Origin of the sequence: Streptomyces sp. NPDC024017 (assembly GCF_040638895.1) — a bacterium.
In the GTDB taxonomy this organism is placed as follows: Bacteria; Actinomycetota; Actinomycetes; order Streptomycetales; family Streptomycetaceae; genus Streptomyces.
Genome location: NZ_JBEZYZ010000001.1, coordinates 505,379 through 531,290, shown reverse-complemented (window position 1 = coordinate 531,290; position 25,912 = coordinate 505,379). Strand labels below are relative to the sequence as shown.

Below are 25,912 nucleotides of genomic sequence, written 5' to 3'. Positions count from 1 at the left end.
CCGAGCGGCGCCCGCGCCCCGGACGGCGGCGAACGCGCACAGCGCGCGCCGCGGACGTCACCGGCATCGCCGGACCAGGCGCGGCGCCCGGGAGCCTGACGGGAGATAAGCCCGCATGCTCGAACCGACCGAACCCACAGAGGGTTCCGAACAGAACACTCCCAGCGACACCCTGCCGCCCCGCCGGCGGCGGCGTGCTGCGTCACGCCCGGCGGGCCCGCCCACCGGTGCCTCCGACGCGCCGGTGGAGACGGTGGCGCCGGCCATACCGCTCGCCGATGTCGAGGAACTCGCGGCTGATGTCGCAGAGGCCGAAGACGTGGCGGCCGACGAGGCCGAGGAGACCCCCGAGGCCGCCGAGGCGCCCGAGGCTGTCGAGAGCGACGAGGAGGCCGCGCCCGCCGGGCGCAAGCGGCGTCGCGCCGTACGCCGTGCTTCCGCTCCCGTCGGTGCTCCGGCGGCCGCGGAAGCCGCCGAGACCGTGGTCCCGGCGAACGCCGTCGCCGAGCCGGCCGAGGTTGCCACACCCGCCGCGTCCGCCGAAGTGACCGAGGACGCCGCTCCCAAGCGCACCCGGCGCCGTGCCACGCGCACCGTGACCTCGCCCACCGCCGCTCCGGCGGAGGCGGCCGAGACGGTCGCGGCACCGGCCGCGGCCGACGGCCAGGAGCCGGCGGTCGTGGCCGACGGCGCCGCCGAAGGTGCCGAGGCCGCTGAAGAGGCTGCTCCGCGTCGGACTCGCCGGCGTGCCTCGCGGCGGGCGTCCGCGCCTGCCGGGGCGCCTTCCGCCGCGGACGCGGTGGAGGGGAACGCCGAGGAGGCGAAGGCACCCGTGACCGACACCCCCGCCGAGCCCGCCCCCGCGTCCGAGGCCCCCGCCTCCGAGACCGCTGCCGCCGAGCCCGCCCCCGCTGCCGAGGCCCCCGCCGAAACCGCCGCCGCCGAGGCCGCCGAGTCGGCCGAAGAGACCGGTCCGCGTCGCCGTCGCCGGGTCGTGCGCAGGGCCGCCGGCGGCTTTGCCGAGCCTGCCCAGCCCGCCAAGGGCACCAGGGCCTCGAAGGCCGCCGCCCGTGCCGGCGCGGCCGACAGCGAGGGCGAGTCGCCGTCGCGTCCGGCCCGGCCCGCAGTCGCGCTCTTCCAGGCGCCCGTCTTCACCGAGCCCCAGTTCCAGACGCCGGATCGGGCCGCCGCCGCAGCCGCCGCCGAGGCGGCCGGGGCCGAGGAGCCCCAGGAGGCCGAGGAGTCCGTGCCGGCCGAGGCCCAGCGCGAGGAGCAGAGCGGCGGCTCGCGTCGCCGTCGCCGTCGCCGGGGTGCCGGTGACGAGCCCGAGGCCCAGGCCCCCGAGACCGCCGTCGCCACCGACACCGCCGACGACGAGGCGGAGGACGCCGACGAGTCCGCCGAGGATCAGGCCGACGGCGACGAGCAGGAGGAGTCCGAGGGCAGCGGCTCGCGCCGTCGCCGTCGCCGGGGCGGCCGCCGCCGCCGGCGTGGCGAGTCCGCCGACTCCGACGGCGAGGGCGCCGAGGACTCGGACGCCGAGTCCGAGCAGACTGCCGAGGACGCCTCCGACGAGGACGACGAGGACTCCGAGGACGCCACCGACCGCGACGAGTCCGGTGGAGGCGGCTCCAGTAGCAGCCGCCGTCGCCGGCGCCGCCGTCGTCGTGCCGGTGACTCCGGAAACGAGCCCGAGCCCTCCGAGGACGACCCGGAGCGCACGGTCGTCAAGGTCCGCGAGCCCCGCCCCAAGGCCGAGCCGTCCGACGAGGTGCAGTCCATCAAGGGCTCGACCCGTCTGGAGGCCAAGAAGCAGCGCCGCCGCGAAGGCCGCGAGCAGGGCCGTCGGCGCGTCCCGATCATCACCGAGGCCGAGTTCCTGGCCCGCCGCGAGGCCGTCGAGCGCGTGATGGTCGTCCGCCAGCACGGCGACCGCACGCAGATCGGCGTCCTCGAGGACAACGTGCTCGTCGAGCACTACGTCAACAAGGAGCAGTCGACCTCGTACGTCGGCAACGTCTACCTCGGCAAGGTGCAGAACGTGCTGCCGTCGATGGAGGCCGCCTTCATCGACATCGGCAAGGGCCGCAACGCCGTCCTGTACGCCGGTGAGGTCAACTTCGAGGCGCTCGGCATGGCCAACGGGCCGCGGCGTATCGAGTCCGCCCTGAAGTCCGGCCAGTCCGTGCTCGTCCAGGTGACGAAGGACCCCATCGGTCACAAGGGCGCCCGCCTCACCAGCCAGGTCTCCCTGCCGGGCCGCTACCTCGTGTACGTGCCCGAGGGCTCCATGACCGGCATCAGCCGCAAGCTGCCCGACACCGAGCGGGCCCGGCTGAAGACCATCCTCAAGAAGATCGTCCCCGAGGACGCGGGCGTCATCGTGCGCACCGCCGCCGAGGGCGCGAGCGAGGACGAGCTGCGCCGGGACGTCGAGCGGCTGCAGCAGCAGTGGGAGGACATCCAGAAGAAGTCCAAGAACGGCAACGCGCCGACGCTGCTGTACGGCGAGCCGGACATGACCGTCCGGGTCGTGCGCGACATCTTCAACGAGGACTTCTCCAAGGTCGTCGTCAGCGGCGACGAGGCGTGGTCGACCATCCACGGGTACGTCTCGCACGTCGCGCCGGACCTCGCCGAGCGGCTGTCGAAGTGGACCTCCGAGGTCGACGTCTTCGCCACCTACCGGATCGACGAGCAGCTGGCCAAGGCCCTCGACCGCAAGGTGTGGCTGCCCAGTGGCGGTTCGCTGGTGATCGACCGGACCGAGGCGATGATCGTCGTCGACGTCAACACCGGCAAGTTCACCGGCCAGGGCGGCAACCTCGAGGAGACCGTCACCAGGAACAACCTGGAGGCGGCCGAGGAGATCGTGCGTCAGCTGCGGCTGCGCGACCTCGGCGGCATCATCGTCATCGACTTCATCGACATGGTGCTGGAGTCCAACCGGGACCTGGTGCTGCGGCGCCTGCTGGAGTGCCTGGGCCGGGACCGTACGAAGCACCAGGTCGCGGAAGTGACCTCGCTGGGGCTCGTGCAGATGACCCGCAAGCGGGTCGGCCAGGGTCTGCTGGAGTCCTTCTCCGAGACCTGTGTCCACTGCAACGGGCGCGGTGTCATCGTGCACATGGAGCAGCCGACGGCCCCCGGAGGCGGCGGCAAGCGCAAGAAGCGCGCGCGTGCCGGTGCCGCCGAGCAGCCGCACGTGCACGAGGCGGCCCTCGAGACCGCCGAGCAGGAGGCGGAGACCGAGGCGGAGCTCGGAGCCGAGGTCGCCGAGCCGATCGCGCTGCCCGAGCCGGCCTTCGAGCCCGACGAGGAGCTCTACGGCAGTGCCGCCGAGGCGGAGGCCGCGGCGGGCCGTGGCCGGTCGCGACGCCGGGCGAGCCGGCGGGCGTCGGCTCCGGCGGGCTCCCCGCGCGGTGAGACGGCCGAGCCGCAGGCCGAGCAGGGCAGGGACAGGACCCGGCGCGGCAGGGGCAGGGCCGAGCAGGCCGAGGCCGAGGTGCCGACGGCTCAGGACGTGACCGTCGAGCAGGAGGTCGCCCGTCCGGTGCAGCCGGAGCCGGCCGCCGAGGCGCAGGCCGAGCCGATGGCCGTGGAGGACCCGGTGGTCGAGGCCGCGCAGGCCGCGCAGGCCGCTCCGGCCGAGGAGGCCGCGCCCAAGGGCCGTACCCGGCGGCGGGCCACCCGCAAGGTGTCCGCTCCGGCCGGTTCTCCGGCGGGTGCCGAGGCGGCCGTGGTGACGGTCGCCGAGACCGCGCCCGCGGTGTCCGAGGCCACTCAGGCTCCGGAGTCGGCCGGACAGCCCGAGGTCGCCGTCGAGTCGGCCGCCGAGGCGCCTGCGGAGAGCGCCGCCCCGGCCCGTCCGCGGCGCCGTGCCGTGCGCAAGCCCACGGTGTCCACGGCGTCCGAGGAGACGGCCGTCGTGGTCGTCCCGTCGGCCGCGTCGGAGGACGTCCCGGCAGCCCCCGCGTCCGACGGTGCCGCCATGGAGGAGGCCGCCGAGGAGTCGGCCCCCGCCAAGAAGACGGCCCGCAAGACGGCCAAGAAGGCCACGGCGAAGAAGGCCGCCACCACCAAGAAGACGGTGGCGAAGAAGACCGCCGCCAAGAAGACGACGGCCAAGAAGGCGGCGAAGACCACCAAGACCGCCGCCAAGAAGACCGCGTCGAAGAAGACCGTGGCGGCGGAGCAGTCCGTGTCCTCCGCGTCCTCCGTCTCGGCCTCCACCGACGAGGGCTGACCGGCCTCGACGTCCCCCGGGGCGTGCGCGAACCCCGCGTACGCCCCGGCGGACGCGACCGGCGTGACCGGTCGCACAGGTGGCGGGCCCGGCTCGGTTTGACCCCTTCGGCCGCGGCCCCGTAACCTTGACCGTCGGCGTGTCGATTGACGCGTCACATCCCCGTAAACCTCATCCTCCGGGCGCCGGGCGCCAGGAGAGGCTGCTCGCTGAGTCGGGCGGCTGGCCTGCGGGGGTGCCGTTTCCCGAGCTAGAGAGTGAGTTCCGCGTGTACGCCATCGTGCGCAGCGGTGGTCGCCAGCACAAGGTTGCTGTCGGCGACATCGTTGAGGTTGACAAGATTTCCACTGCCAAGGTTGGCGACTCGGTCGAGCTCTCGACCCTGCTCGTTGTCGACGGCGACGCCGTGACCAGCGACCCGTGGGTGCTGGCCGGCATCAAGGTCCAGGCCGAGGTCGTGGACCACCACAAGGGGCAGAAGATCGACATTCTGCGCTACAAGAACAAGACCGGTTACCGCCGTCGCCAGGGCCACCGCCAGCAGTACACGGCGATCAAGGTCACTGAGATCCCCACGGCTGCGAAGTAAGGGACTGAGGAGAAATGGCACACAAGAAGGGCGCATCGTCCACCCGGAACGGTCGCGACTCCAATGCCCAGCGGCTCGGCGTGAAGCGCTTCGGCGGTCAGGTCGTCAACGCGGGTGAGATCCTGGTTCGTCAGCGTGGCACCCACTTCCACCCGGGCGCCGGCGTCGGCCGTGGTGGCGACGACACGCTGTTCGCCCTCGAGGCCGGTTCGGTGCAGTTCGGCACCCACCGTGGCCGCAAGGTCGTGAACATCGTTCCGGTCGCCTGATCGGAAGCTTTCGCGAGGCGGACCTCACTTCCCTCACGGGGAAGCGGGTCCGCCTTTCGCGTGTTAGGCAGAGAACAACCCCGTACGACCTCGTACATACGACCTCGTACACATGCGTACGCACCTGGAGGCACACACCATGACCACCTTCGTGGACCGCGTCGAGCTGCACGTCGCCGCGGGTAGCGGGGGCCACGGCTGTGCCTCCGTCCACCGTGAGAAGTTCAAGCCCCTCGGCGGGCCGGACGGCGGCAACGGCGGGCGCGGCGGAGACGTGATCCTCACGGTCGACCAGTCGATCACCACGCTGCTCGACTACCACCACTCCCCGCACCGCAAGGCCACCAACGGCAAGCCCGGCGAGGGCGGCAACCGCTCCGGCAAGGACGGGCAGGACCTCGTCCTGCCGGTGCCGGACGGCACCGTGGTGCTGGACAAGGCGGGCAACGTCCTCGCCGACCTGGTCGGGCACGGCACGTCGTACGTCGCCGCGCAGGGCGGCCGGGGCGGGCTCGGCAACGCGGCGCTGGCCTCCGCGCGGCGCAAGGCGCCCGGGTTCGCGCTGCTCGGCGAGCCGGGGGACCTGCGGGACGTCGTCCTGGAGCTGAAGACCGTCGCCGACGTGGCGCTCGTCGGATACCCGAGTGCCGGCAAGTCGTCGCTGATCTCGGTGCTGAGCGCCGCCAAGCCGAAGATCGCCGACTACCCCTTCACCACCCTCGTGCCGAACCTCGGTGTCGTCACGGCCGGTTCGACGGTGTACACGATCGCCGACGTGCCCGGGCTGATCCCCGGGGCCAGCCAGGGCAAGGGCCTGGGTCTCGAGTTCCTGCGGCACGTGGAGCGGTGCAGTGTGCTCGTGCACGTCCTGGACACCGCGACGCTGGAGTCGGACCGCGACCCGACCTCCGACCTCGACATCATCGAGGAGGAGCTGCGGCAGTACGGCGGGCTGGACAACCGGCCGCGGATCGTCGTCCTGAACAAGATCGACGTACCGGACGGCAAGGATCTGGCCGAGATGGTGCGGCCCGACCTGGAGGCGCGCGGCTACCGCGTGTTCGAGGTGTCGGCCGTGGCGCACATGGGCCTGAAGGAGCTGTCGTTCGCGCTCGCGGAGCTCGTGGCGCAGTCGCGGGCCGCGAAGCCGAAGGAAGAGGCCACCCGGATCGTGATCCGGCCCAAGGCCGTGGACGACACCGGCTTCACCGTGACGCGCGAGGCCGACGGCCTGTTCCGGGTGCGCGGCGAGAAGCCCGAACGCTGGGTGCGTCAGACCGACTTCAACAACGACGAGGCGGTCGGCTATCTGGCGGACCGGCTCAACCGGCTCGGTGTCGAGCAGGAGCTGATGAAGGCGGGCGCCCGGGGCGGCGACGGCGTCGCCATCGGCCCCGAGGAGAACGCGGTCGTCTTCGACTGGGAGCCGTCCATGACGGCCGGGGCCGAGATGCTCGGCCGACGCGGTGAGGACCACCGGCTCGAGGGCGAGCGGCCGGCCGCGCAGCGCCGCAAGGACCGGCAGGCCCAGCGGGACGAGGCGCAGCAGGAGTTCGACGACTTCGAGCCGTTCTGAGTTAACAAGAAGCAAATAGGCAACGGACTTCGGTGCAACCAAGCCGTTCCCCGGTGAGTCGTACAGGGCGGTGCCGGTGAGGATCTTGTTCCTCACCGGCACCGTAACTGCCCAGCGAAGCACCGGAGTCGATGTGCCGCAGTCCATGAGCAAGCGCAGGGTCGGCCGGGCGGTCGCGGCGGCCGTCGCCGTCGTCGCGGCCGTGACCACCCCGGTGGCCGCGCACGCCGCCCCCGCCGCCCCGTCCGTCGCCGAGAACAAGCCCCGGGACGACTTCAACGGCGACGGCTACCAGGACCTGGCCGTCGCGGCCCCGCACGGCAAGGTCGACGGGCAGGCCCAGGCCGGGTACGTGGCCGTCGTGTACGGCTCGGCCAAGGGCGTCGACCTGACGCACCAGCAGGTCATCAGCCAGAACACCCCGGGCATACCCGGTGCCGCGGAGACCAACGACGACTACGGCGACGGTCTCGCCGCCGGAGACCTCGACGGCGACGGCTACGCCGACCTGGTCGTGGGAGCCCCGGGTGAGGGCGTCGGGGAGGTCACCTACGCCGGTACGCTCGCCGTGCTGTGGGGCGGGAAGCAGGGTCTGTCGGGCGGTACGGCCGTGGCCACCGGCACCGAGGAGGACCGGGTCGACGCCGAGACCCCGTCGCTCGGCGACTTCGACGGCGACGGCCATCTGGATCTCGCCACCGGCAACCGCCTGCTGTACGGGCCGTTCGACCGCACCACCGGCGCCGCGAAGAGTCGGACCCTCGCCATCGAGTCCGAGTACTTCACGGACGACGTGGCCGCCGGGGACATCGACCACGACGGCATCACGGACCTGGTCGCGCTCATCCACGACCGCAACGAGGACGACATGCACGACCCCGACTACAAGCACCGTCGGGCGGTCTGGCTGCGGGGCGCCCGCGACGGGCTGAGCGCCCCCGCCCCGCTGAACAACCCCGACGGCACCCGCATGCGCGGCGGCGAGAGCCTCGGCGTCGGCGACGTGGACAAGGACGGGTACGCCGACGTCGTCATCGGCCGTCCGAACGACGGCTTCGGCGAGGTCGATCTCGACGACCCGTTGCTGAAGGGCGGTCAGATCGGCGTGGTGCACGGCTCGGCCGACGGACCCGACACCTCCCGCACCACGATCATCACGCAGGGCACCCCCGAGGTGCCCGGCAGCTCGGAGTGGGCCGACGGTTTCGGCGGGAGCATCTCCGTGGGCGACGTCGACGCCGACGGCTACGCGGACGTCTCCACCGGCAGTTCGAGCGAGGACCTCGGGGACGTGTACGCGGCCGGCCAGGTCACCGTCCTGCGCGGCGGCAGGCCGGGGCTGACCGGCAACGGCGCCTACAGCATGAACCAGAACACCAGGAACGTCCCGGGCACGGCGGAGCGGAACGACTTCTTCGGTGCCGACACCAAGCTGCTCGACGTCAACGGGGACGGCCGGGCCGAGCTGTTCGTCGGCGCCACCGGCGAGAACCGGGACGGCGGAGTCTGGGCGTTCCCCAACCCGGTCGACACTCCCACCGCGACCGGCTCGGTCAGCTTCGGCGCGGGCACCCTCGGCACGGTCAGGAACGGCTCCGGAATCGGCGCGGGTTTCGCTCGCTGACCCATTACTGATCGCCTGTCAGACTCGCCCCGGCAACGGCTTGTTCCGGTGCTGGCGGCGAGTCTCTCTTTGTCTGCTTAGTTGTCATGTACGTGAACCCCGGCGTTCAGCGGGCGGACCGCCCGCGAGCGTGAAGCTTCCCAGTGTCCAAGTGGCCAGCGAGGTAAGGGAGTCAGCCGATGACCGGAGCAGTATCCCCCGACCGACGCCGCTTTCTGACCGCCGGTGCCGCGGTGCTCGGCGCCGCGGCCTCCGCCCAGCTGTGGCTGCCGGCCGCCGCCCGCGCGGCCGAGACGCCGCTGCCGGACGGTGTGTTCAGCCTCGGCGTCTCCTCGGGCGACCCGCTGCCCGACGGCATCGTGCTGTGGACCAGGCTCGCACCGGACCCGCTGAACGGCGGCGGCATGCCCGATCGCGTGGTGCCGGTGGAGTGGCAGCTCGCGGAGGACCCCCGGTTCAGAAAGCTCGTCCGGCAGGGCACCGCCCAGGCACGGCCCGAGTACGGGCACAGCGTTCACGTGGACGTACGGGGCCTGCGTGGGGGCCGTACGTACTGGTATCGCTTCCGCACCAGCGGGCAGCTCTCGCCCGTCGGCCGCACCCGTACCGCGCCCCACCCCTACAGCTCCGGTGGCTCCCTGCGCATGGCCCTCGCCTCCTGCCAGAACTGGCAGCACGGCTATTTCACGCCATACGCAGACATGCTCGACCAGGACCCGGACGTCGTGGTGTTCGTCGGCGACTACATCTACGAGTCCACGCCCTCGGCGACGGCCCTGCGGCGGCACGAGGGCACCGGCGAGCCGTTCAGCCTCGTCCAGTACCGCAACCGGTACGCCCAGTACCGGACGGACCCCGACCTCGCGGCGATGCACGCGAACGCGCCCTTCGTGGTGACCTTCGACGACCACGAGGTGGACAACGACTTCGCCGGCGAGATCCCGCAGGACCCCGACAAGCAGCCGCACGACGCGTTCGTGGCCCGGCTGACCGCGGCCTACCAGGCGTTCTACGAGCACATGCCGGTCCGCGCGACCGCCGTCCCGAACGGCCCGCACATCCGGATGTACCGCCGCCTGGAGTTCGGCCGGCTGGCCCGGCTCAACGTCCTGGACACCCGGCAGTACCGCAGCGACCAGGCCAAGAGCCAGGCCGGTGCCCAGGACCCGTCGCTGACCATGCTGGGCGCGCGGCAGAAGCAGTGGCTGCTGAACGGCCTCCAGGACTCGCCGGCCCGCTGGAACCTCATCGCCTCGCAGATCATGATGGCCGAGACGGACCTCCAGGTCGGCGAGGGCAAGCTCTGGTTCTACGACGCCTGGGACGGCTACCAGGCCGAACGCAACCGGTTCCTCCAGGAGTTCCAGAAGGTCCGCAACCCGGTGGTGCTCTCCGGCGACCGGCACTTGACGATGATCAGCGACCTCAAGGAGGACTACGCCGACCCGGACTCCGAGGTGGTCGGCGCCGAGTTCGTCGGCACCTCCATCTCCAGCAACGGCGACCAGGACCAGGAAGCCTTCCGCAAGGAGTGGGACCCGCGGCGCCCGGACAACCCGCACTGGAAGCTGCTCGACGCACACCGCGGCTACCACCTCTTCGACGTCCGCCGCGACCGCATCGACGCGCAGGTCAGGGTGGTCGACACCGTCCGGCAGCCCACGGCGACCCCGAGCACACTGGCCCGGCTGAGGGTCGAGGCGGGCCGCCCGGGCGTCGAGGTCGTCTGACCTGGCCCGTGCCCCCCGGAGCCCGGGACTCCTCGGAGTCCCGGGCTCTTCGACGTACGGGGCGGGTGAGCCGTGTGAGAAGTCCGACCCGGGTGTGCGGCGTATTGCTCTTGCCGAGACCGAAATGCTGCGGAATCTTGACCAGGAATTCCGCGGCAATGAGCCACCGGACGAGCTGTATTCGCGACGTGTCCGCAACGGTGCGGTCATCCTTATGGAGAAGGCGTACGGTCCGCCGACCGGGGGCGTGAAGACGGCACCCCGGCATGACGGGCCCGGCCCCGGGTCCTCGGTGGTCAGACGCCGCTGCCGGCCGTGGCGCGGACCCGCGACGATCGGGCCGCGGAGCCGCGCCGCGCTCGCCGTGGCGCGGTGCGCACCCTCAAAGCGCGTACCGTGCACCAGACATCGTCCAAGCACCAGACATCGTCCAAGGAACTCGTGAAGGTCCTCGGTCACCGCCGGCTCGGGCGGCTTCGGCGCCGCTGAGCTCCTGTGGAGTTACTCACAGCAATTCCTGAGGCACCTGCATCACCGGCGGAACCGTCTCGCCAATCACCAGCGTCGCCAGGTGAATGAGAGGTTGCGCGCACATATGCGGTGCAGGTCGCTCACCTTGCATTGCGGTAACCACAAGTGGGACCATTTCCAAGTTCCCTGTCGCCCCAAGGTAGGTCACCTGTGTCCCAGCACATAGCCAAGCCCCGTACCACCGCAGTGATCCTGGCCGGTGGCACCGGCCAGCGCGTGGGTCTGTCGATCCCCAAGCAGCTGCTGAAGATCGCCGGCAAGGCAGTCATCGAGCACACGCTGACCACCTTCGAGAACGCGGACTCGATCGACGACATCATCGTGCTGATGGCGCCGGGTTACGTGCCCGACATCGAGAAGATCGTCGCGAAGGCCGGATTCAAGAAGGTCTCGAAGGTCATCGAGGGCGGCTCCACGCGGAACGAGACCACCGAGCGCGCCATCGCCGCGCTGGGCGAGGGCCTGGCCGAGGGCGAGGACGCCAACGTCCTCTTCCACGACGCCGTGCGCCCCCTGCTCTCGCAGCGCGTCATCGACGACTGCGTCGTCGCCCTGGAGCGCTACCAGGCCGTCGACGTGGCCATCCCGTCCGCGGACACCATCATCGTCACGCGCACGCACGGCGAGGACGGCGAGTTCATCACCGAGATCCCGGACCGCTCCCGGCTGCGCCGCGGCCAGACGCCGCAGGCCTTCAAGCTGTCCACGATCAAGCGGGCCTACGAGGTCGCCGCCGGTGACCCCAACTTCCAGGCCACCGACGACTGCTCCGTCGTGCTCAAGTACCTGCCGGACGTGCCGATCCACGTCGTCGCGGGTGACGAGTACAACATGAAGGTCACCCAGCCCGTCGACGTCTTCATCGCCGACAAGCTCTTCCAGCTCGCCTCCACGGCCGCGCCCGAGCAGGTCTCCGAGGAGGCCTACCGCGAGCTGCTGACCGGCAAGACCATGGTCGTCTTCGGCGGCAGCTACGGCATCGGCAAGGACATCGCCGAGCTCGCCGAGTCCTACGGCGCCAAGGTCTACGCCCTCGGCCGCTCCACCACCGGCACCCACGTGGAGAACCCGGAGGAGGTCGACGACGCCCTGTCCAAGGCGTACGCCGAGACCGGCCGCATCGACTACGTGGTCAACACCGCCGGCGTGCTGCGCATAGGCAAGCTCGCCGAGACCGACAACGCCACCATCGAGGAGGCGCTGAAGGTCAACTACCTGGCCCCGGTGCAGATCGCCCGCTCGTCGTACAAGTACCTCTCCGAGACCAAGGGCCAGCTGCTGCTCTACACCTCCAGCAGCTACACCCGGGGCCGTGCCGAGTACAGCCTGTACTCCTCCACCAAGGCCGCCATGGTGAACCTCACCCAGGCGCTGTCCGACGAGTGGGCCGGCGACGGCGTCCGCGTCAACTGCATCAACCCCGAGCGCACCGCCACCCCCATGCGCACCAAGGCGTTCGGCCAGGAGCCCTCGGGTTCCCTGCTGTCCTCCGAGGCCGTGGCCCGTACCTCGCTCGACGTGCTGCTCTCCGAGCTCACCGGACACGTCATCGACGTCCGCCAGCAGGACCCGACGGCCGGCGCGGCCCGGGCCACCGGCTTCGAGCAGGCGCTGGCCACCGTGCTGGACCGGCAGGACGGCGTGTAATAATTGGCGCCAATTAGACTTCAGTAATTCAGGCCTCTGCGCCCTCCTGTTAACGGGTTTCGTCGACAGGAGTGTTCGCAGGGGCCTGAATCCATACAGTCTCGCGAATATTCACAGACCAGCCGCATTCTCGAACCAAGACCGGCACACCCCTCCCAAGAGCAGGTTTCTCCGTGATATCCACCGCTATTCGCGTCGCCCGGGTGGGCAGTGCGGCCCAGCTGGCCGCGGCGGTCCTCATGGTGGCGGGCTTCCCCGCCCTCATGCTGGCCGCGCTCGTCCCGAGCGTTCCCGCCTTCGCGGCAGCGGCCGCCGTGACGTACCTGGCGGACCACTATCTGCACCGCAAGAACAGCTACCTGATCAACCGCCTCAGCAAGGTGCGGGCCGGTCTGTCGATCCGCTTCCTGATACGGCAGCTGCTCCTCGTCCTGCTGCTGGCCCGGCTGTCCCTCGCGGACAACCTGATCTACTACGGGGCGATCGCCTGCTTCATCGCCTTCTACGGTCTCCAGGCCCCGCACGGCGCGCTGGTCCAGCTGATCCGCAACCGCCGCCGCATGCCCGTCGCCACCCGCAACGTCGACCTGGCCTCGCGCATCCGCATCCCGGACGCCCCGCCGCGCAAGCTGCTGCACCGCTCCGCCGAGAAGATGCTCCACCTCGACCTCGCGGCGGTCGTCGGCATCCTGGTCGCCGCGCAGGTCAAGTCGGCCCTGATCGGCTTCATCGGCATCGGCGTCACGGTGGCCCTGGCCACCCTGTACGTCCTGACGCTCGTGCCGTACGTGCGCGGCCGGAGAATCCCGCCGAAGGCCGAGATGGTCCTGGCCGCCGTCGACGACTGGCTGGGCGAGTACAAGCCGGAGACGGTCCTGTACTTCTCCGGTTCGAAGGACTCCGCCTACCAGGTCAACATGTGGCTCGACACCATGGAGAAGCTGGAGTCCAAGCCGCTGATCATCCTGCGTGAGCGGGCCATCCTGAACAATCTGGCGCCCACCACGGTCCCCGTCATCTGCGTGCCCGGAGGGGTGCACCTGATGAACATGGACCTGTCCACCGTGCGCGTCGCGCTCTACGCGGCCAACGTCGGCAAGAACATCCACATGCTGCGCGTGCCCACCATCAAGCACGTCTTCATCGGCCACGGCGACAGCGACAAGCTCGCCAGCGTCAACCCGTACAGCAAGGTCTACGACGAGGTGTGGACGGCCGGCCGCGCGGGCCGCGACCGTTACGCCATCGCCGACGTCGGTGTCCGTGACGACGACATCGTCGAGGTCGGCCGCCCGCAGCTCGCCCCGATCCAGACCTGGCAGGGCGTGCCCGAGGGCCGCATCCCGACCGTGCTGTACGCCCCCACCTGGGAGGGCTGGGACGGCAACCCGGGCAACACCTCCGTCGTGCTGGCCGGCGAGAACATCGTGCAGCAGCTCGTGCAGGCCGACCCGCCGGTCCGCGTCCTGTACAAGCCGCACCCGTTCACCGGCAACGTCAGCAAGGAGGCCGGCGCCGCGCACCGGCGGATCACGGCCCTGGTGCAGAAGGCCGCCGCCGAGCGCGCCATCGACACCCGGTTCATCCCCGACACCGCCGCCCAGGCGCAGGCCAAGGCCGAGCTGGACCGCATCCAGGCCCGGCTCGCGCAGCTGTCCGGCTCCGGCGGCGACCGCGGCGACGAGGCCGAGGCCACCCGTGACGGGCTGATCGACGTCGCCCGGCACGAGGAGGCCGCCCGGCTGCGCGCCGAGTGGAACGACGCCTACTGGCGTTCCTTCCCGTCCTGGGAGCACCGCGTCATCACGGGCGCCGAGCCGCGGCTGTACGACTGCTTCAACGTCTCCGACGCGATGGTCTCCGACATCTCCAGCGTGGTGTCCGACTTCATCGCGAGCGGCAAGCCGTACGCGGTCACGGACTCCGCCGAGGTGGGTGTCGAGGAGTTCAAGCGGAACAACACGGCGGTGCGTGCCGCGGTGATCCTGTCCAACAGCGCCGCCGAGCTGGGCGAGCTGCTCGGCGCGGTCCGCGCCCCGGACGCCGACCCGCTGGCCGAGGACCGCAAGGAGCTCAAGCAGTACCTGCTGGGCCCGGACGAGCCGACCTCCCTCGACCAGTTCAACACCGCGGTCGCGAACCTCGCGCTCAAGGCCGAGACGCGCAACGTCGGTCAGGAGTCACGGGTGGCGGCCGCCGGCGCCGAGGCCGAGCTGGCGAACGCCGTGCCCGGGCAGCGGGTGTCCGCCGCCGGTGACACGGACGGTGTCGGCACGGGCTGAACCGCCGCCGCCGACTGAAGAGTTCGGCCCCGAGGAGCTTCTCCTCGGGGCCGAACTCTTTCGTTTTCCCGCTCCCTGTGCGTTATCCGTGTGAGGTGACTCACGAACATGCATGGGGGAGGCAACCGCTTGCCTCGATCACCCGTCTACCAAGTAGCGAATGAGGCGATACGGGGGGAATATCCCATTGACTAGGGGGAAACGTGACCGTGACGCAGCCTGATGTGAGTGTGATCATCGGTGCGTACGAAGCGATGCCGTATCTGATCGAGTGCCTCTCGTCCGTCGAGGCGCAGACCATCGATCCGACACGCGTCGAGGTCATCGCGGTGGACGACGGTTCGACGGACGGGACGGGGGAGTACCTGGAGGAGTTCGCCGCGCGAGCTCCCATGCACGTTCTGGTGATCCGGCAGGAGAACTCCGGCGGCCCCAGCGGCCCGCGCAACGTGGGCCTGGGCAAGGCCAGCGGCCGCTACGTCTTCTTCCTCGACGCCGACGACCGGCTGGGCCCCGAGGCCCTGGAGCGGATGGTCGCCATGGCCGACCGCGCCGGCACGGACGTGGTGCTCGGCAAGGTCGAGGGCGTCAACCGCTCGGCGCCGAAGTCCATGTGGGGCAAGACGGTGGAGCGGACGGACGTCTTCTCCTCCAACATCAAGTTCACCCTCAGCGCGCAGAAGCTGTTCCGCCGCGCGCTCCTGGACCGGCACGGCATGCGCTTCGACGAGTCGCTGTTCACCGGCGAGGACGCGCTGTTCACCATGGAGGCGTATCTGCGGGCGGACGGCGTCTCCGTGGTCGCCGACCACACCTGCTACTACCTGGTCGGCCGCGACGACGGCAAGCACGTGACGAAGAGCGGCAGTTACACGCTGCGCTTCGACTCCGCGCGGGCCCTGATGAACCTCATCGCCGAACTCGTCCCCGCGGGCGGCCGGCGCGACCAGCTGATGGTCCGGCCCTTCCTCGTCACGCTGCTGCCGCAGTTCGGGCCCAAGTACCTGACGGACAGCGAGGAGATACGCCGGCACAAGTTCGAGCTGGCCAAGCCGATGATGGACACCTACTGGACCGAGGGCGTCGCCCAGCGCCTCAAGGTCCACGAGCGGCTGCGGCTGCACCTGGTCGCCGAGCAGCGTCCCGAACTGCTCCTGGACGTCGTGAAGTTCGTCAAGGCCAAGAAGCAGGCGGCGGCCCTCCTGGAGAGGAAGGGCCGCCGCGTGTACCTGGCCTACCCGCACTTCCGGGACCGCGCCGCCGGCGTCCCCGACTCGGTCTACCTCGCCGAACCCCGGGAGGCCCGCGCCTTCCCGGGCTACCGCGAGGGCGGCGTCGACACGTTCGTACGCCGGGCGGTGCGCAAGGCGCGGCGGGTCATCACCTCACGGGAGATGCGGCACGCGGCCTGACCGCGCCTGCCGCGGATCAGCGCGGCGCGGTCGGGACCTCTGTCGCGGTGCGCTGACCGGGCACCGCGGCCAGCCGCTCCGCCACCCGGGCCCGGTGGTCCCGGGCCTCCCCGCACAGCGCCCGGACGGCGTCGTTGAAGCGCTCCTGTGACGACGGCTCCGCCGGGCCGAGCAGGCGCAGCTTCAACTCGGCTCGCGCCTCGGCGAGTTCATCGCGCTCCGGGTGCCGGACCGTCTCCAGCAGGCCCGGCACCCCGGCGGCGTCCGGCGTCAGCACCGTCGCCGCCACCACCGTCGGGAACGCCGTACGGAAGGCGTCCTCGGGCAGCCCGCTGGTGTTGGCCACCGCGTACGGCTTCTCGCTCGCCAGGAAGTCGCTGATCACGCTCGACACATCGCTGATCAGCAGGTCGGCCACGTTGAAGCAGGAGTACAGGGCGGGCCGGGCGTCCGTGATGATCTGGTGCTCGCCCTCCGGCAGCGAGGCCCAGTACGCCTCCTCCCACGCGGCCGTCGCGCGCGCCACCGCCTCCGCGCGGCCCGGCTCCGGCGCCGACTGCACCTGCATCCGCTCCACGGTGTCGGCCCCGGCCCGGAAGACCGACGTGGTCAGCCGGTCCAGCTCGGCGGTGCAGCGGGTGAGTTCCGCGCTGTCGGACGGGCGCACCCCCGTCCGCTCCCGGTTGGCCGCCCGGATCAGCTCCCGGATCCGCAGATCGGCCGCGCCCGCCCGGGGGTCCACCGAGCCCGTCAGCGGATGCGGCTTGTACAGCAGCCGCACCCCTGGGTCCGCGAGCAGCGCCCGCACCAGGTTCTCGCCGGCCGCGATCACCGACGTGTTGCCGGGGTTGCCGTCCCAGCCCTCCCAGGTCGGCGCGTACAGCACCGTCGTGAACGCCCCGGCCGGCGGGCCCGCGTACGGCAGCACGCCGTCCAGCTGCGGGCGTCCCGTCTCCACCACGTCCTTGTCCTCGACCCCGACCTCGGCCAGGGCGTACCGCTCGCGCGCGGCGGGCCCGGCGACCCACACCTCGTCGTACGCCTTCGCGTAGGGGTTGCACGAGGACAGCTTGTCGCTCTCGCCGTGGTTGACGAAGGTGTGCTTGATCGTGGGGATGCGCAGCACCTGCGAGGTCTTGCCCGAGTTCGACGGGTGGATGAGGACCTGCAGCGTGGAGTGTTCCAGGCGCATGAGCGTCGACACCTTCGGCAGGCACACGATCGGGATGTCCGTCGCGGCGATCTTCTGCACCATGAACCGCTCGCGCAGGATGATGACCGGCCTGCCGTCCAGCCCGGCGAGCGGCTCCAGCCACATGTTCGCCTGGTAGGCCGAGGCGGCACCGCCGGAGAAGTACAGGCCGACGGTCGGCCGGTACGCGGCCAGCCACGCGTCGAACCAGTCCAGCACCTCCTGCTCGTCCGCCGGGCGACGGCCCGGCAGCAGCCGGAGAAGCAGCGCGCCGAGGCCGGTCAGCCCCAGGGCGAGGGAGAGTGCGATGCCCGCGGCGGCGTACACCGGCCGGTCGCCCGGGGCGCTGGCCAGCAGCCCGGCCGTCGCCGGCAGACCGAACACCAGCAACCGGTGGCCGGGGCGGCGCAGCAGTACGGACGGGGCCGGGGACAGCCGCAGCGCCGAGGCGTCGATGTTCCGGGTCACCACGGGCAGGGTGCGGGTACGGCGCACCAGCACCGAGACCGCCTGGATCGCGCAGTGCAGCGCGTAGAAGACGAGCAGCCCGGCCACCAGCGGGGCGTACACCGTCTCGCGGTCCTGCTCGCCCAGCCGCAGCAGGGCCACGACCAGCAGCAGGTCCCGCAGCACGTGCCGCACGGTGATGTCCGCGTGCGACTTGGCGAACAGCGACAGCACCCCACGCTGCCACCGGTACAGGACGCCCTCGGTGGCCAGGGAGACGGCCGTCGCGGCGATCAGCAGCGGAACGTCGGGCAGCAGCGCCGCGACCGCCTGTGCGGCGAACGCGGCGGCCAGGACGACGGTGACCAGCCCCTTGAGAAGGGCCTGCGGTCGGGGGAGAGGTACGGGCACTGCGGTCACTCCAGGAGCGTCGGGTCGGCGCAGGTCGGCCGTCCGGGTTAACGCGCGGCGACCTCCTGACGACACGCGCGTGTCGTCAGGGTGTGGGGAGCGGCCGCCGCCGTGTGTCGTCGGACCGTAGCGGAAGGCGGCGTTCCTGTCGTGGGTGGGGCCGGGAAAAGGAAGATCGGATTCCCGGCGCGCGGCGGGACCGGACGAGGGTGGCCGCCGTCCCGTGACGCGGGCGGCACCGTCCGTAGCGTGGACCGGCGCCGCACCCCGTCCGGCCGTCCCGTAGATTTCCTGGTGAGCGACCGAATCGACGCGAGGGGACGGACGGCGACGTGGCAGGGGCAAGGCAGGCCGTGGGCGAGGCCCGCAGGATCGTCGTCAAGGTCGGGTCCTCCTCGCTGACCACCGCCTCGGGCGGCCTGGACGCGGACCGCGTGGACGCGCTGGTCGACGTCCTCGCCAAGGTCCGCAGCGGCGGGGAACGCGAGATCGTCCTGGTCTCCTCGGGCGCCATCGCCGCCGGTCTCGCCCCGCTGGGCCTGCGCCGCCGCCCCAAGGACCTCGCCCGGCAGCAGGCCGCCGCCAGCGTCGGCCAGGGCCTGCTCGTCGCCCGCTACACCGCCTCCTTCGCCCGCTACGGCGTCCGCGTCGGCCAGGTCCTGCTGACCTCCGACGACATGAGCCGCCGCTCGCACCACCGCAACGCCTCGCGCACCCTCGACAAGCTGCTCGCGATGGGCGCCTTCCCGATCGTCAACGAGAACGACACCGTCGCCACGGACGAGATCCGCTTCGGCGACAACGACCGCCTGGCCGCCCTGGTCGCCCACCTCGTCCACGCCGACCTGCTGGTCCTGCTGTCCGACGTGGACGGCGTCTACGACGGAGACCCCGCGCGGCCCGGCACCTCCCGTATCGGCGAGGTGCGCGACCCCTCCGACCTCGCGGACGTCGAGATCGGCAGCGCGGGCAAGGCCGGTGTCGGTACCGGCGGCATGGTCACCAAGGTCGAGGCCGCCCGGATCGCGGCCGCCGCCGGTGTCCCCGTCGTCCTCACCAGCGCCGTCCACGCGGCCGACGCCCTGACCGGCCAGGACACCGGCACCCTCTTCCACCCCACCGGCAAGCGCTCCGCCGACCGGCTGCTGTGGCTCCAGCACGCCTCCACCCCGCAGGGCGCGCTGACCCTGGACGACGGCGCCGTGCAGGCCGTCGTGGACCGCCGCAAGTCGCTGCTGCCGGCCGGGATCGCCGCCGTCGAGGGCGAGTTCAGCGCCGGCGACCCCGTCGAGCTGCGGGACCGCACGGGGCACGCGGTGGCCCGCGGGCTCGTCAACTTCGACGCCAAGGAGATCCCCCGGCTGATCGGCCGCTCGACCCGGGAGCTGGCCCGCGAACTCGGACCCGCGTACGAACGCGAGGTCGTACACAGGGACGACCTGGTGGTCCTGCACCCGTAATGGGTCGAAACGTCCGCTCCCGGTGGTGGACGTTCCGCAAAACCGCCACGCGATGCCTTGCGGCCTGCTCAACTTTGTCCCAGGGACCTAGCAGCAGCGCCACTGTGCAAAGGAGGCCGTCGTGAGACGAGTGCGCCCTGGGACTCAGGCGTCCCGCGGTGGTGCCGGCTCCCGCGCGGCCGGTGAGGAGCGTGCCCTGACGAGCGTGGCGGCCGGGGACCGGTTCCAGGGTGAGGAACCCGGCGACACCCCGCGCCTGTGGCACGTCACCCTCAGCGTCTCCGGCAAGGAGGCCCCCCTCCCGGAGGTCCGGCGCGCCCTGGAGCAGCTCGCCCACGACCATCCCTTCTTCCTGACCAGCAGGTACGCGGTCGACCACGCGGAGATCCGCTACTGGGAGGAGGCCCGCGACCTGCACGACGCGGCCGCCGTCGCCCTGCGCCTGTGGGGCGAGCACCGGCAGACCGCCGGGCTGCCGCCCTGGGAGATCGTCGGTCTGGAGGTCATCGACCGCGCGACGTACCACCAGCGCATCGCGGAAGGGTACGGGCCGCCCCCGGCCTCGCCGGTCGGAGTTCACCCGTTTTGATCCGGTCCGGGAAGTGTCTCGGGGTGTGAAACGCGCGATGAACGAATCCGCCCGGCGCACTACCCTTCCCTCATGACCACGCTTTCGCCGTACGACTCCATGTCCCCGGTCACCGAGGCCGCCTACCGCGCCAAGGCCGCCGCCGCGGCCCTCGCGCCGCTGCCCCGGGCCGAGAAGGACGACGCGCTGCTCGCCATCGCGGACGCGCTGGAGGTCCGTGCGAGCGAGATCGTCGAGGCCAACGCCAAGGACGTCGCCAAAGCCCGCGAGGCCGGCATCAGCGAGGGCATGATCGACCGGCTCACGCTCACCCCCGAGCGGATCCGCGCCATCGCCTCCGACGTGCGCGACGTGGCCGCCCTGCCCGACCCGGTCGGCGAGGTCGTCCGCGGATCCACGCTGCCCAACGGCATCGACCTGCGCCAGGTCCGCGTGCCGCTCGGCGTCGTCGGAATCATCTACGAGGGCCGGCCGAACGTCACCGTCGACGCCGCCGCCCTCTGCCTGAAGTCCGGCAACGCGGCCCTGCTGCGCGGCTCCTCCTCGGCGTACCAGTCGAACACCGCCCTGGTGCGCGTCCTGCGCGACGCCGTCGGCGGGGCCGGACTGCCCGCCGACGCCATCCAGCTCGTCCCCGGGGAGAGCCGCGACAGCGTGCGCGAGCTGATGCGCGCCCGCGGCCTGGTCGACGTGCTCATCCCGCGCGGCGGCGCCTCCCTGATCAACACGGTCGTCCAGGAGTCCGTCGTCCCGGTCATCGAGACGGGCACCGGAAACTGCCACGTCTACGTCGACGCCCGGGCCGACCTCGACATGGCCGTCGAGATCCTGATCAACTCCAAGGCCCAGCGGGTCGGCGTCTGCAACGCCGCCGAGACCCTGCTGGTCCACCAGGACATCGCCGCCGAGTTCCTGCCCCGCGCCCTGGACGCCCTCGCGGAGGCCGGGGTCACCGTGCACGCCGACGAGCGCGTGCAGGCCTACGCCAAGGACTCCAAGGCCACCGTCGTCGAGGCGACGGCCGAGGACTGGGAGACCGAGTACCTGTCGTACGACATCGCCGCCGCGGTCGTGGACTCGCTGGACAAGGCCGTCGAGCACATCCGGCTGTGGACCTCCGGCCACACCGAGGCCATCGTGACGACCTCCCAGCAGGCGGCCCGCCGCTTCACCCAACTGGTCGATTCGACGACCGTCGCCGTGAACGCCTCCACCCGCTTCACCGACGGCGGCCAGTTCGGCTTCGGCGCGGAGATCGGCATCTCCACGCAGAAGCTGCACGCCCGCGGCCCCATGGGCCTGCCGGAGCTGACCAGCACGAAGTACATCGTCACCGGGGACGGGCACGTACGGCGCTGAGCCGCGCTTCCGGAGGGAGCAACCCGGAGCATGCGCGAGGGCGCATACCCGTGCAGGTCACCCGGGTGGCGCAGGCGCGCGCGGCAGGAGTGCCCGGGCGGGCGTGCGCCGGCCGACCCCCGTGGAAGCCGTCTCGACCGGCGGATGAATTTCCATACCGTCTGCCCAAATTGACCCCCCAGGTCTACTCTGGATCCGTGCCGGAGGACGTGGGGGGCACGCCGTTTCCGGACGGCCGGGAGCCCGACGACGACCACGACCGCGGGGTGTCGGACGAAGAGTTCGCCTCCGTGGTCTTCGACGAGGCCTTCGTACGCGCGGCCGTGGTGCACGAGCCGACCGCAGTGGAGCGCCTCCTGGCCGCGGCACAGGCGAGAGCCGAGGCCTCCGAGGCCGAGGCGCGCCGCGCCCACACCAGAGGCGAGCGCTACGAGGACGGTTACGGCCGGCGTGGCGATTTCGGCCATGATCCCGACCTCGACGAGCTCGACGACCCCGACATCCTCGAAGACCATTACGGCGGCGCGGGGCCGTACTCCAAACAGGTCCGCTGGCACCGCCCCGTCGCCTGGCTGCTCGCCCTGGTGATGGGCATCGGCATGGTCGCCCTGGCCTTCACGGCGGTCTACCGGGGCGCCTCCTCCAACCGCGACGAGCCCGCGCCGCCACCCGCCTCGACCGGGCTGGAACAGAGCAGCGGAGCCGCCCCCTCGGCTTCCGCCGACTACTCCCCGCCGGCCGTCTCCGTGATCCCCCGCAGCCCCTGACCGGAACCCGCCCATCTTGGTGAGAACCTGTCAGAAGTTGTGGAGCAGCGGGGCGTTTACCCGAGCTTCCGGCGACCTACCCTGAAGATATGGGCGGGCCAGGAAACCCACCTGAGGGGACTCCCGAGGGCGCCCCCGGAGGTGGAGAGGACGAGTACCGATCCGTCGTCTTCGACGAGTCGTTCGTCCGTGCTGCCCGCCTCCAGGAGTTCTCCGCGCAGGAGCGCATCGCCGACCACGCGCCCGCCGTACGGCGCCGGCCGCCCCTGCGCCGGGGCCTGTCCCGGCAGGCTCTGGTCCTGGTCCTGCTGATCGCCGTCGCCTTCGGCACCGCGATCTACATGGGCGTACGGCACCCCTACCAGACCCCTGCCGCCCGGGAGCCCATCGAGCCCCTGCGGATGACCGTCATCCCGCTCGCCCCCGAGGGCAAGGTGCCCGGCACCGCCGACCTGGCCTACCTGTACGAGCACAGCCCCGCCGCACAGTTCCGGACCGGCGCGGAGGGCGTGCCGCTGCCCGCCTCGCGGCGCACCGCGCACTTCTCGGACAGCCAGGTCGTGAGCGCCCTGACCACGGCCAAGGACTACATCGTCCGGTCGGCCCTCGACCCGGAGGTGCTCACGGGCGGTGAGGTCCGGGCCGTCCGCGTGCTGCTCGACCCCGACCAACTGGACCAGTTCGACCAGAGCTTCGCCCGCCCCACCGCCGACGGACGCCACGCGCCCACCGGCTGGCTGGTCCGCTTCGACCCCTCGCGCGCCGAGCTCGCCGACCGCAAGGTCCGGGTCCAGGGCACGCTGCAGGCCGCCGAGGCCGACTCGTCCACGCTGGAGGTCACCGCCGACCACACGTTCGTGTACGCGCTGCGGCCGAACGGGGCGGACGACAAGGACGAGGTGTCCCTGTTCACCCTCCGGCGCGAGCTGCAGTTCCGCTTCGACCGCGACGACCTGCGGCTGCACCAGGCCCAGCTCGTCGTCTCCTACGTCCAGGCCGGCCCGCTCTCCTGCGCCGAGGACTCCACGAACCATCTCCGGCCCCTCCTGGCCGGCCAGACGGCCAAGGAGGGCGGCCCCGCCGGCACCGACCCCTACGCCACGGGCAGCGCGACGGCCCTGTGCGGCTCTCTGGCGACGAGCGCCCAGCCGAAGGTGTGAGGCGAGCCCGCCAGAGCCTTGAGGGCGGCGCAGGCGGCCTTGTCGCCTAGCTCTTGTCGTGCGGCGGCTGGTCGTCCCCCGACGAGTCCGGCGTGCCCGTCTCGGGCCCCTGGGGCGACTGCGGGGACGCGCCCGTGAAGCCGCCGAAGCCGCGGCGGACCCTCTCGCCCAGGTCGCCGGCACCGCCCGCGAGGTCCGTCACCAGCTTCATCAGCGGGTCCTTGGAGCTCTTCACGTGGGTGGAGTAGTGGTTCGCCGATTCCCGCCAGGAGTCCCGGACCGAGGTGTCCTTGTCCTCGTCGCGCCGCGGGTAGTGGCCGTCCATGATCCGCTGGTAGTCCCGCGACTCGGCCCACTTCTTCAGCTCGGCCGCCCGCACGGTGGTGAAGGGGTGGGAGCGGGGCATCACGTTCAGGATCTTCAGCACGGAGTCGCGCAGGTCGCCCCCCGCCTCGTACTCCTCGGCCTGGGCGAGGAACGCGTCCACGTTCATCTCGTGCAGGTGGTTGCCGCCCGCGATCTTCATCAGACCCCGCATGGAGGCCTGCAGATCCTGCCCGACCAGCAGCCCGGCCCGGTCCGCGGACAGCTCCGACTTGCGGAACCACTCGCGCAGCCCGGTCACGATCGCCATGATCGCGAGGTTGCCCAGGGGGATCCAGGCGACCCGGACGGCGAGGCTCGTCAGGAACAGCAGGATGGTCCGGTAGACGGAGTGGCCGGACAGGGCGTGCCCCACCTCGTGCCCGACGACCGCGCGCATCTCCTCCTCGTCGAGCAGCTCGACGAGGCCCGTCGTGACGACGATGATCGGCTCGTCCAGGCCGATGCACATCGCGTTCGGCTGCGGGTCCTGGTTCACGTACATCGGCGGGACCTTCTCCAGGTCCAGGATGTAGCAGGCGTCCCGCAGCATCACGTTCAGATGGGCGAACTGCTGGTCCGAGACCCGCACCGAGTCGGACAGGAACAGCAGCCGCAGACTGCGCTCGGGCAGCAGGCCGCTGAGCGCCTTGAACACCGTGTCGAAGCCGCTCAGCTTGCGCAGGGCCACCAGGGCGGAGCGGTCGGCGGGGTGCTCGTAGGTACGCGAGGAGATCCCGGGGAAGCGCCTGCGCTGCCTGCTCGGCACGTTCTCGTGCCCGTTGTGCTCGTGGCCGTCGGACATGTCTTCCCCCATGCGTCTGGTGTGACCTTTACGGCCCCTTGTGCGGCCTTTTGCTTCCCCGAGGCAGGGCCCAGCCTAGGCGGAGTTACGGTGGTCGGGCAGTACAGCGAAGGAGACCAACGCCATGGAGCACCACCCCGCATCCGCCTGGTTCGCCGAGGCCGCGAGCGCCGCCGAGGGGCAAGGGCCGGGGTTGCTGCGGATCGTGCTGATCGTGATGATCCTGGGCTGTGCGCTGACCGCGTGGTTCCTGCTGCGTGGCTACAGACGGAAGGACGACTGAGGTCGCGCGAAGGTTCCCCGCCGGGCTTCGGGGCCGGGCCCGGCCGCGGCGGGCGTGACCGCCCCGCGGGACGAACAGGCGGAGTCGGGGTGATCGCGGAACGGGCGCCCGCTTACGATGAGCCGACGTCTTTATCCCGCCCACACGCGATAGGTCCTGCCGAAGATGAGCTTCCACAGCACCGCTGCCCAGTTGGTCACCCTCGCCGCCGAGGGCGAGGAGCACGGCGGAAACCACGAGAGCCTCAGCCCCTACCTCACCGGTGGCGGCGCACTCTTCATCCTGCTGCTCCTGCTGTGGATCACCACCCGCTTCAACCGCGACCGCTGAGACCGGCGGGGCATCCGGCGGAGGATGCCCGGGGACCACGGGGGCGGCCGGAGCCCTCAGGCAGGGCCGGTAGGGTCTGCACGCATGGGAGAGCAGGACATGCCTACCGGTCCGGCGAACGAGACGCCGCACGACCCGGCACAGGACACGGCGAGCAGCACCGAGCGACACTCGGAGCCTCGCCGTGCCTCCGCGGTGGCCCACCGGACCGACGGCCCCGGAAAGAGCCCTTCGCGCCCGGGCAAGCGCCGCCTCGGCGTCATGGGCGGCACCTTCGACCCGATCCACCACGGGCACCTGGTGGCGGCCAGTGAGGTCGCCGCGGCCTTCCACCTCGACGAGGTGGTCTTCGTCCCGACCGGCCAGCCCTGGCAGAAGAGCCACCGCAGCGTCTCCCCGGCCGAGGACCGCTATCTGATGACGGTCATCGCGACCGCCGAGAACCCGCAGTTCTCCGTGAGCCGCATCGACATCGACCGCGGCGGCCCCACCTACACCGTGGACACCCTGCGTGACCTGAGCGCGCTCAATCCCGACACGGACCTGTTCTTCATCACCGGCGCCGACGCGCTCGCCCAGATCCTCACCTGGCGGGACAGCGAGGAACTGTTCTCCCTGGCGCACTTCATCGGAGCCACCCGGCCGGGCCACCAGCTGGACGACTCCGGACTCCCGGAGGGCGGTGTCTCGCTCGTGGAGGTTCCCGCCCTGGCCATCTCCTCGACGGACTGCCGTGCGAGAGTCGCCACGGGCGATCCCATCTGGTACCTGGTGCCGGACGGTGTTGTGCGCTATATCGACAAGCGCGAGCTGTACCGCGGCGAGTGAGCCGAGAGGGGC

19 protein-coding genes are annotated in these 25,912 nt (G+C 71.4%); 17 read left to right on the top strand and 2 right to left on the bottom strand.

All coding sequences use genetic code 11. The features are described from left to right. Positions 1–115 precede the first annotated feature (115 nt). The 9 genes from AB0G20_RS02440 (at position 116) to AB0G20_RS02400 (ending at position 15,906) form a co-directional block, all read left to right on the top strand. On the top strand, positions 116–4,246 hold the full coding sequence (locus AB0G20_RS02440) for an Rne/Rng family ribonuclease (RefSeq protein WP_361294554.1): 4,131 nt from the start codon (positions 116–118) through the stop codon (positions 4,244–4,246). A gap of 268 nt (positions 4,247–4,514) precedes the next feature. Continuing rightward, positions 4,515–4,835 (top strand): 50S ribosomal protein L21, encoded by a 321-nt coding sequence (gene rplU, locus AB0G20_RS02435; protein WP_030836278.1) that lies wholly within the window; start codon positions 4,515–4,517, stop codon positions 4,833–4,835. Positions 4,836–4,849: 14 nt separating this feature from the next. Continuing rightward, positions 4,850–5,104 (top strand): 50S ribosomal protein L27, encoded by a 255-nt coding sequence (gene rpmA / locus AB0G20_RS02430; RefSeq protein ID WP_003990207.1) that lies wholly within the window; start codon positions 4,850–4,852, stop codon positions 5,102–5,104. A 139-nt stretch (positions 5,105–5,243) separates the two neighbouring features. Beyond that, the gene (obgE, locus tag AB0G20_RS02425; protein ID WP_361294551.1) at positions 5,244–6,680 is read left to right on the top strand and encodes a GTPase ObgE; all 1,437 of its coding nucleotides are present in this window, start codon (positions 5,244–5,246) and stop codon (positions 6,678–6,680) included. Between the two features lie 145 nt (positions 6,681–6,825). Continuing rightward, positions 6,826–8,304, top strand: coding sequence for an FG-GAP-like repeat-containing protein (locus AB0G20_RS02420; RefSeq protein WP_361294548.1), 1,479 nt, complete (start codon positions 6,826–6,828; stop codon positions 8,302–8,304). A 179-nt stretch (positions 8,305–8,483) separates the two neighbouring features. After that, a complete protein-coding gene (locus AB0G20_RS02415) occupies positions 8,484–10,034 on the top strand; it encodes an alkaline phosphatase D family protein (protein WP_361294545.1) in 1,551 nt (516 codons plus the stop codon). 681 nt (positions 10,035–10,715) lie between these two features. Next, complete coding sequence (locus AB0G20_RS02410) at positions 10,716–12,212, top strand: bifunctional cytidylyltransferase/SDR family oxidoreductase (RefSeq protein ID WP_248500520.1); 1,497 nt, start codon at positions 10,716–10,718, stop codon at positions 12,210–12,212. 173 nt (positions 12,213–12,385) lie between these two features. Continuing rightward, positions 12,386–14,494 (top strand): hypothetical protein, encoded by a 2,109-nt coding sequence (locus AB0G20_RS02405; protein ID WP_361294541.1) that lies wholly within the window; start codon positions 12,386–12,388, stop codon positions 14,492–14,494. Between the two features lie 203 nt (positions 14,495–14,697). Continuing rightward, positions 14,698–15,906 carry a glycosyltransferase gene (locus AB0G20_RS02400; protein WP_361294538.1) on the top strand — a complete coding sequence of 403 codons (1,209 nt, stop codon included), beginning with the start codon at positions 14,698–14,700 and terminating at the stop codon, positions 15,904–15,906. A 16-nt stretch (positions 15,907–15,922) separates the two neighbouring features. On the opposite strand, the gene AB0G20_RS02395 is transcribed toward AB0G20_RS02400, so the two are convergent. Further along, positions 15,923–17,956, bottom strand: coding sequence for a hypothetical protein (locus AB0G20_RS02395; RefSeq protein WP_361294535.1), 2,034 nt, complete (start codon positions 17,954–17,956; stop codon positions 15,923–15,925). A gap of 353 nt (positions 17,957–18,309) precedes the next feature. Here AB0G20_RS02395 and proB point away from each other — a divergent pair, with 353 nt between their 5' ends. From proB to AB0G20_RS02370, 5 genes are all read left to right on the top strand, one after another. Next, complete coding sequence (gene proB, locus AB0G20_RS02390) at positions 18,310–19,416, top strand: glutamate 5-kinase (RefSeq protein WP_361295784.1); 1,107 nt, start codon at positions 18,310–18,312, stop codon at positions 19,414–19,416. Positions 19,417–19,546: 130 nt separating this feature from the next. Continuing rightward, positions 19,547–20,005, top strand: coding sequence for a hypothetical protein (locus AB0G20_RS02385; protein WP_031108816.1), 459 nt, complete (start codon positions 19,547–19,549; stop codon positions 20,003–20,005). Between the two features lie 72 nt (positions 20,006–20,077). Next, positions 20,078–21,364: a glutamate-5-semialdehyde dehydrogenase gene (locus AB0G20_RS02380; protein ID WP_361294532.1), complete on the top strand. Its 1,287-nt coding sequence runs from the start codon at positions 20,078–20,080 to the stop codon at positions 21,362–21,364. A gap of 170 nt (positions 21,365–21,534) precedes the next feature. Beyond that, positions 21,535–22,131 carry a hypothetical protein gene (locus AB0G20_RS02375; protein ID WP_361294529.1) on the top strand — a complete coding sequence of 199 codons (597 nt, stop codon included), beginning with the start codon at positions 21,535–21,537 and terminating at the stop codon, positions 22,129–22,131. Between the two features lie 89 nt (positions 22,132–22,220). Continuing rightward, positions 22,221–23,291: a hypothetical protein gene (locus tag AB0G20_RS02370; protein WP_361294526.1), complete on the top strand. Its 1,071-nt coding sequence runs from the start codon at positions 22,221–22,223 to the stop codon at positions 23,289–23,291. A 46-nt stretch (positions 23,292–23,337) separates the two neighbouring features. On the opposite strand, the gene AB0G20_RS02365 is transcribed toward AB0G20_RS02370, so the two are convergent. After that, positions 23,338–24,459: a M48 family metallopeptidase gene (locus AB0G20_RS02365; protein WP_361295781.1), complete on the bottom strand. Its 1,122-nt coding sequence runs from the start codon at positions 24,457–24,459 to the stop codon at positions 23,338–23,340. 124 nt (positions 24,460–24,583) lie between these two features. On the opposite strand from AB0G20_RS02365, the gene AB0G20_RS02360 reads away from it, so the two are divergent. The 3 genes from AB0G20_RS02360 to nadD all read left to right on the top strand — a co-directional run bounded on the left by AB0G20_RS02360 (position 24,584) and on the right by nadD (position 25,900). Beyond that, positions 24,584–24,742 (top strand): hypothetical protein, encoded by a 159-nt coding sequence (locus tag AB0G20_RS02360; protein WP_361294523.1) that lies wholly within the window; start codon positions 24,584–24,586, stop codon positions 24,740–24,742. 165 nt (positions 24,743–24,907) lie between these two features. Continuing rightward, on the top strand, positions 24,908–25,072 hold the full coding sequence (locus AB0G20_RS02355) for a hypothetical protein (RefSeq protein WP_003990192.1): 165 nt from the start codon (positions 24,908–24,910) through the stop codon (positions 25,070–25,072). Between the two features lie 84 nt (positions 25,073–25,156). Then, complete coding sequence (gene nadD, locus AB0G20_RS02350; protein ID WP_361294519.1) at positions 25,157–25,900, top strand: nicotinate-nucleotide adenylyltransferase; 744 nt, start codon at positions 25,157–25,159, stop codon at positions 25,898–25,900. The last annotated feature ends 12 nt before the right edge of the window (positions 25,901–25,912 follow it).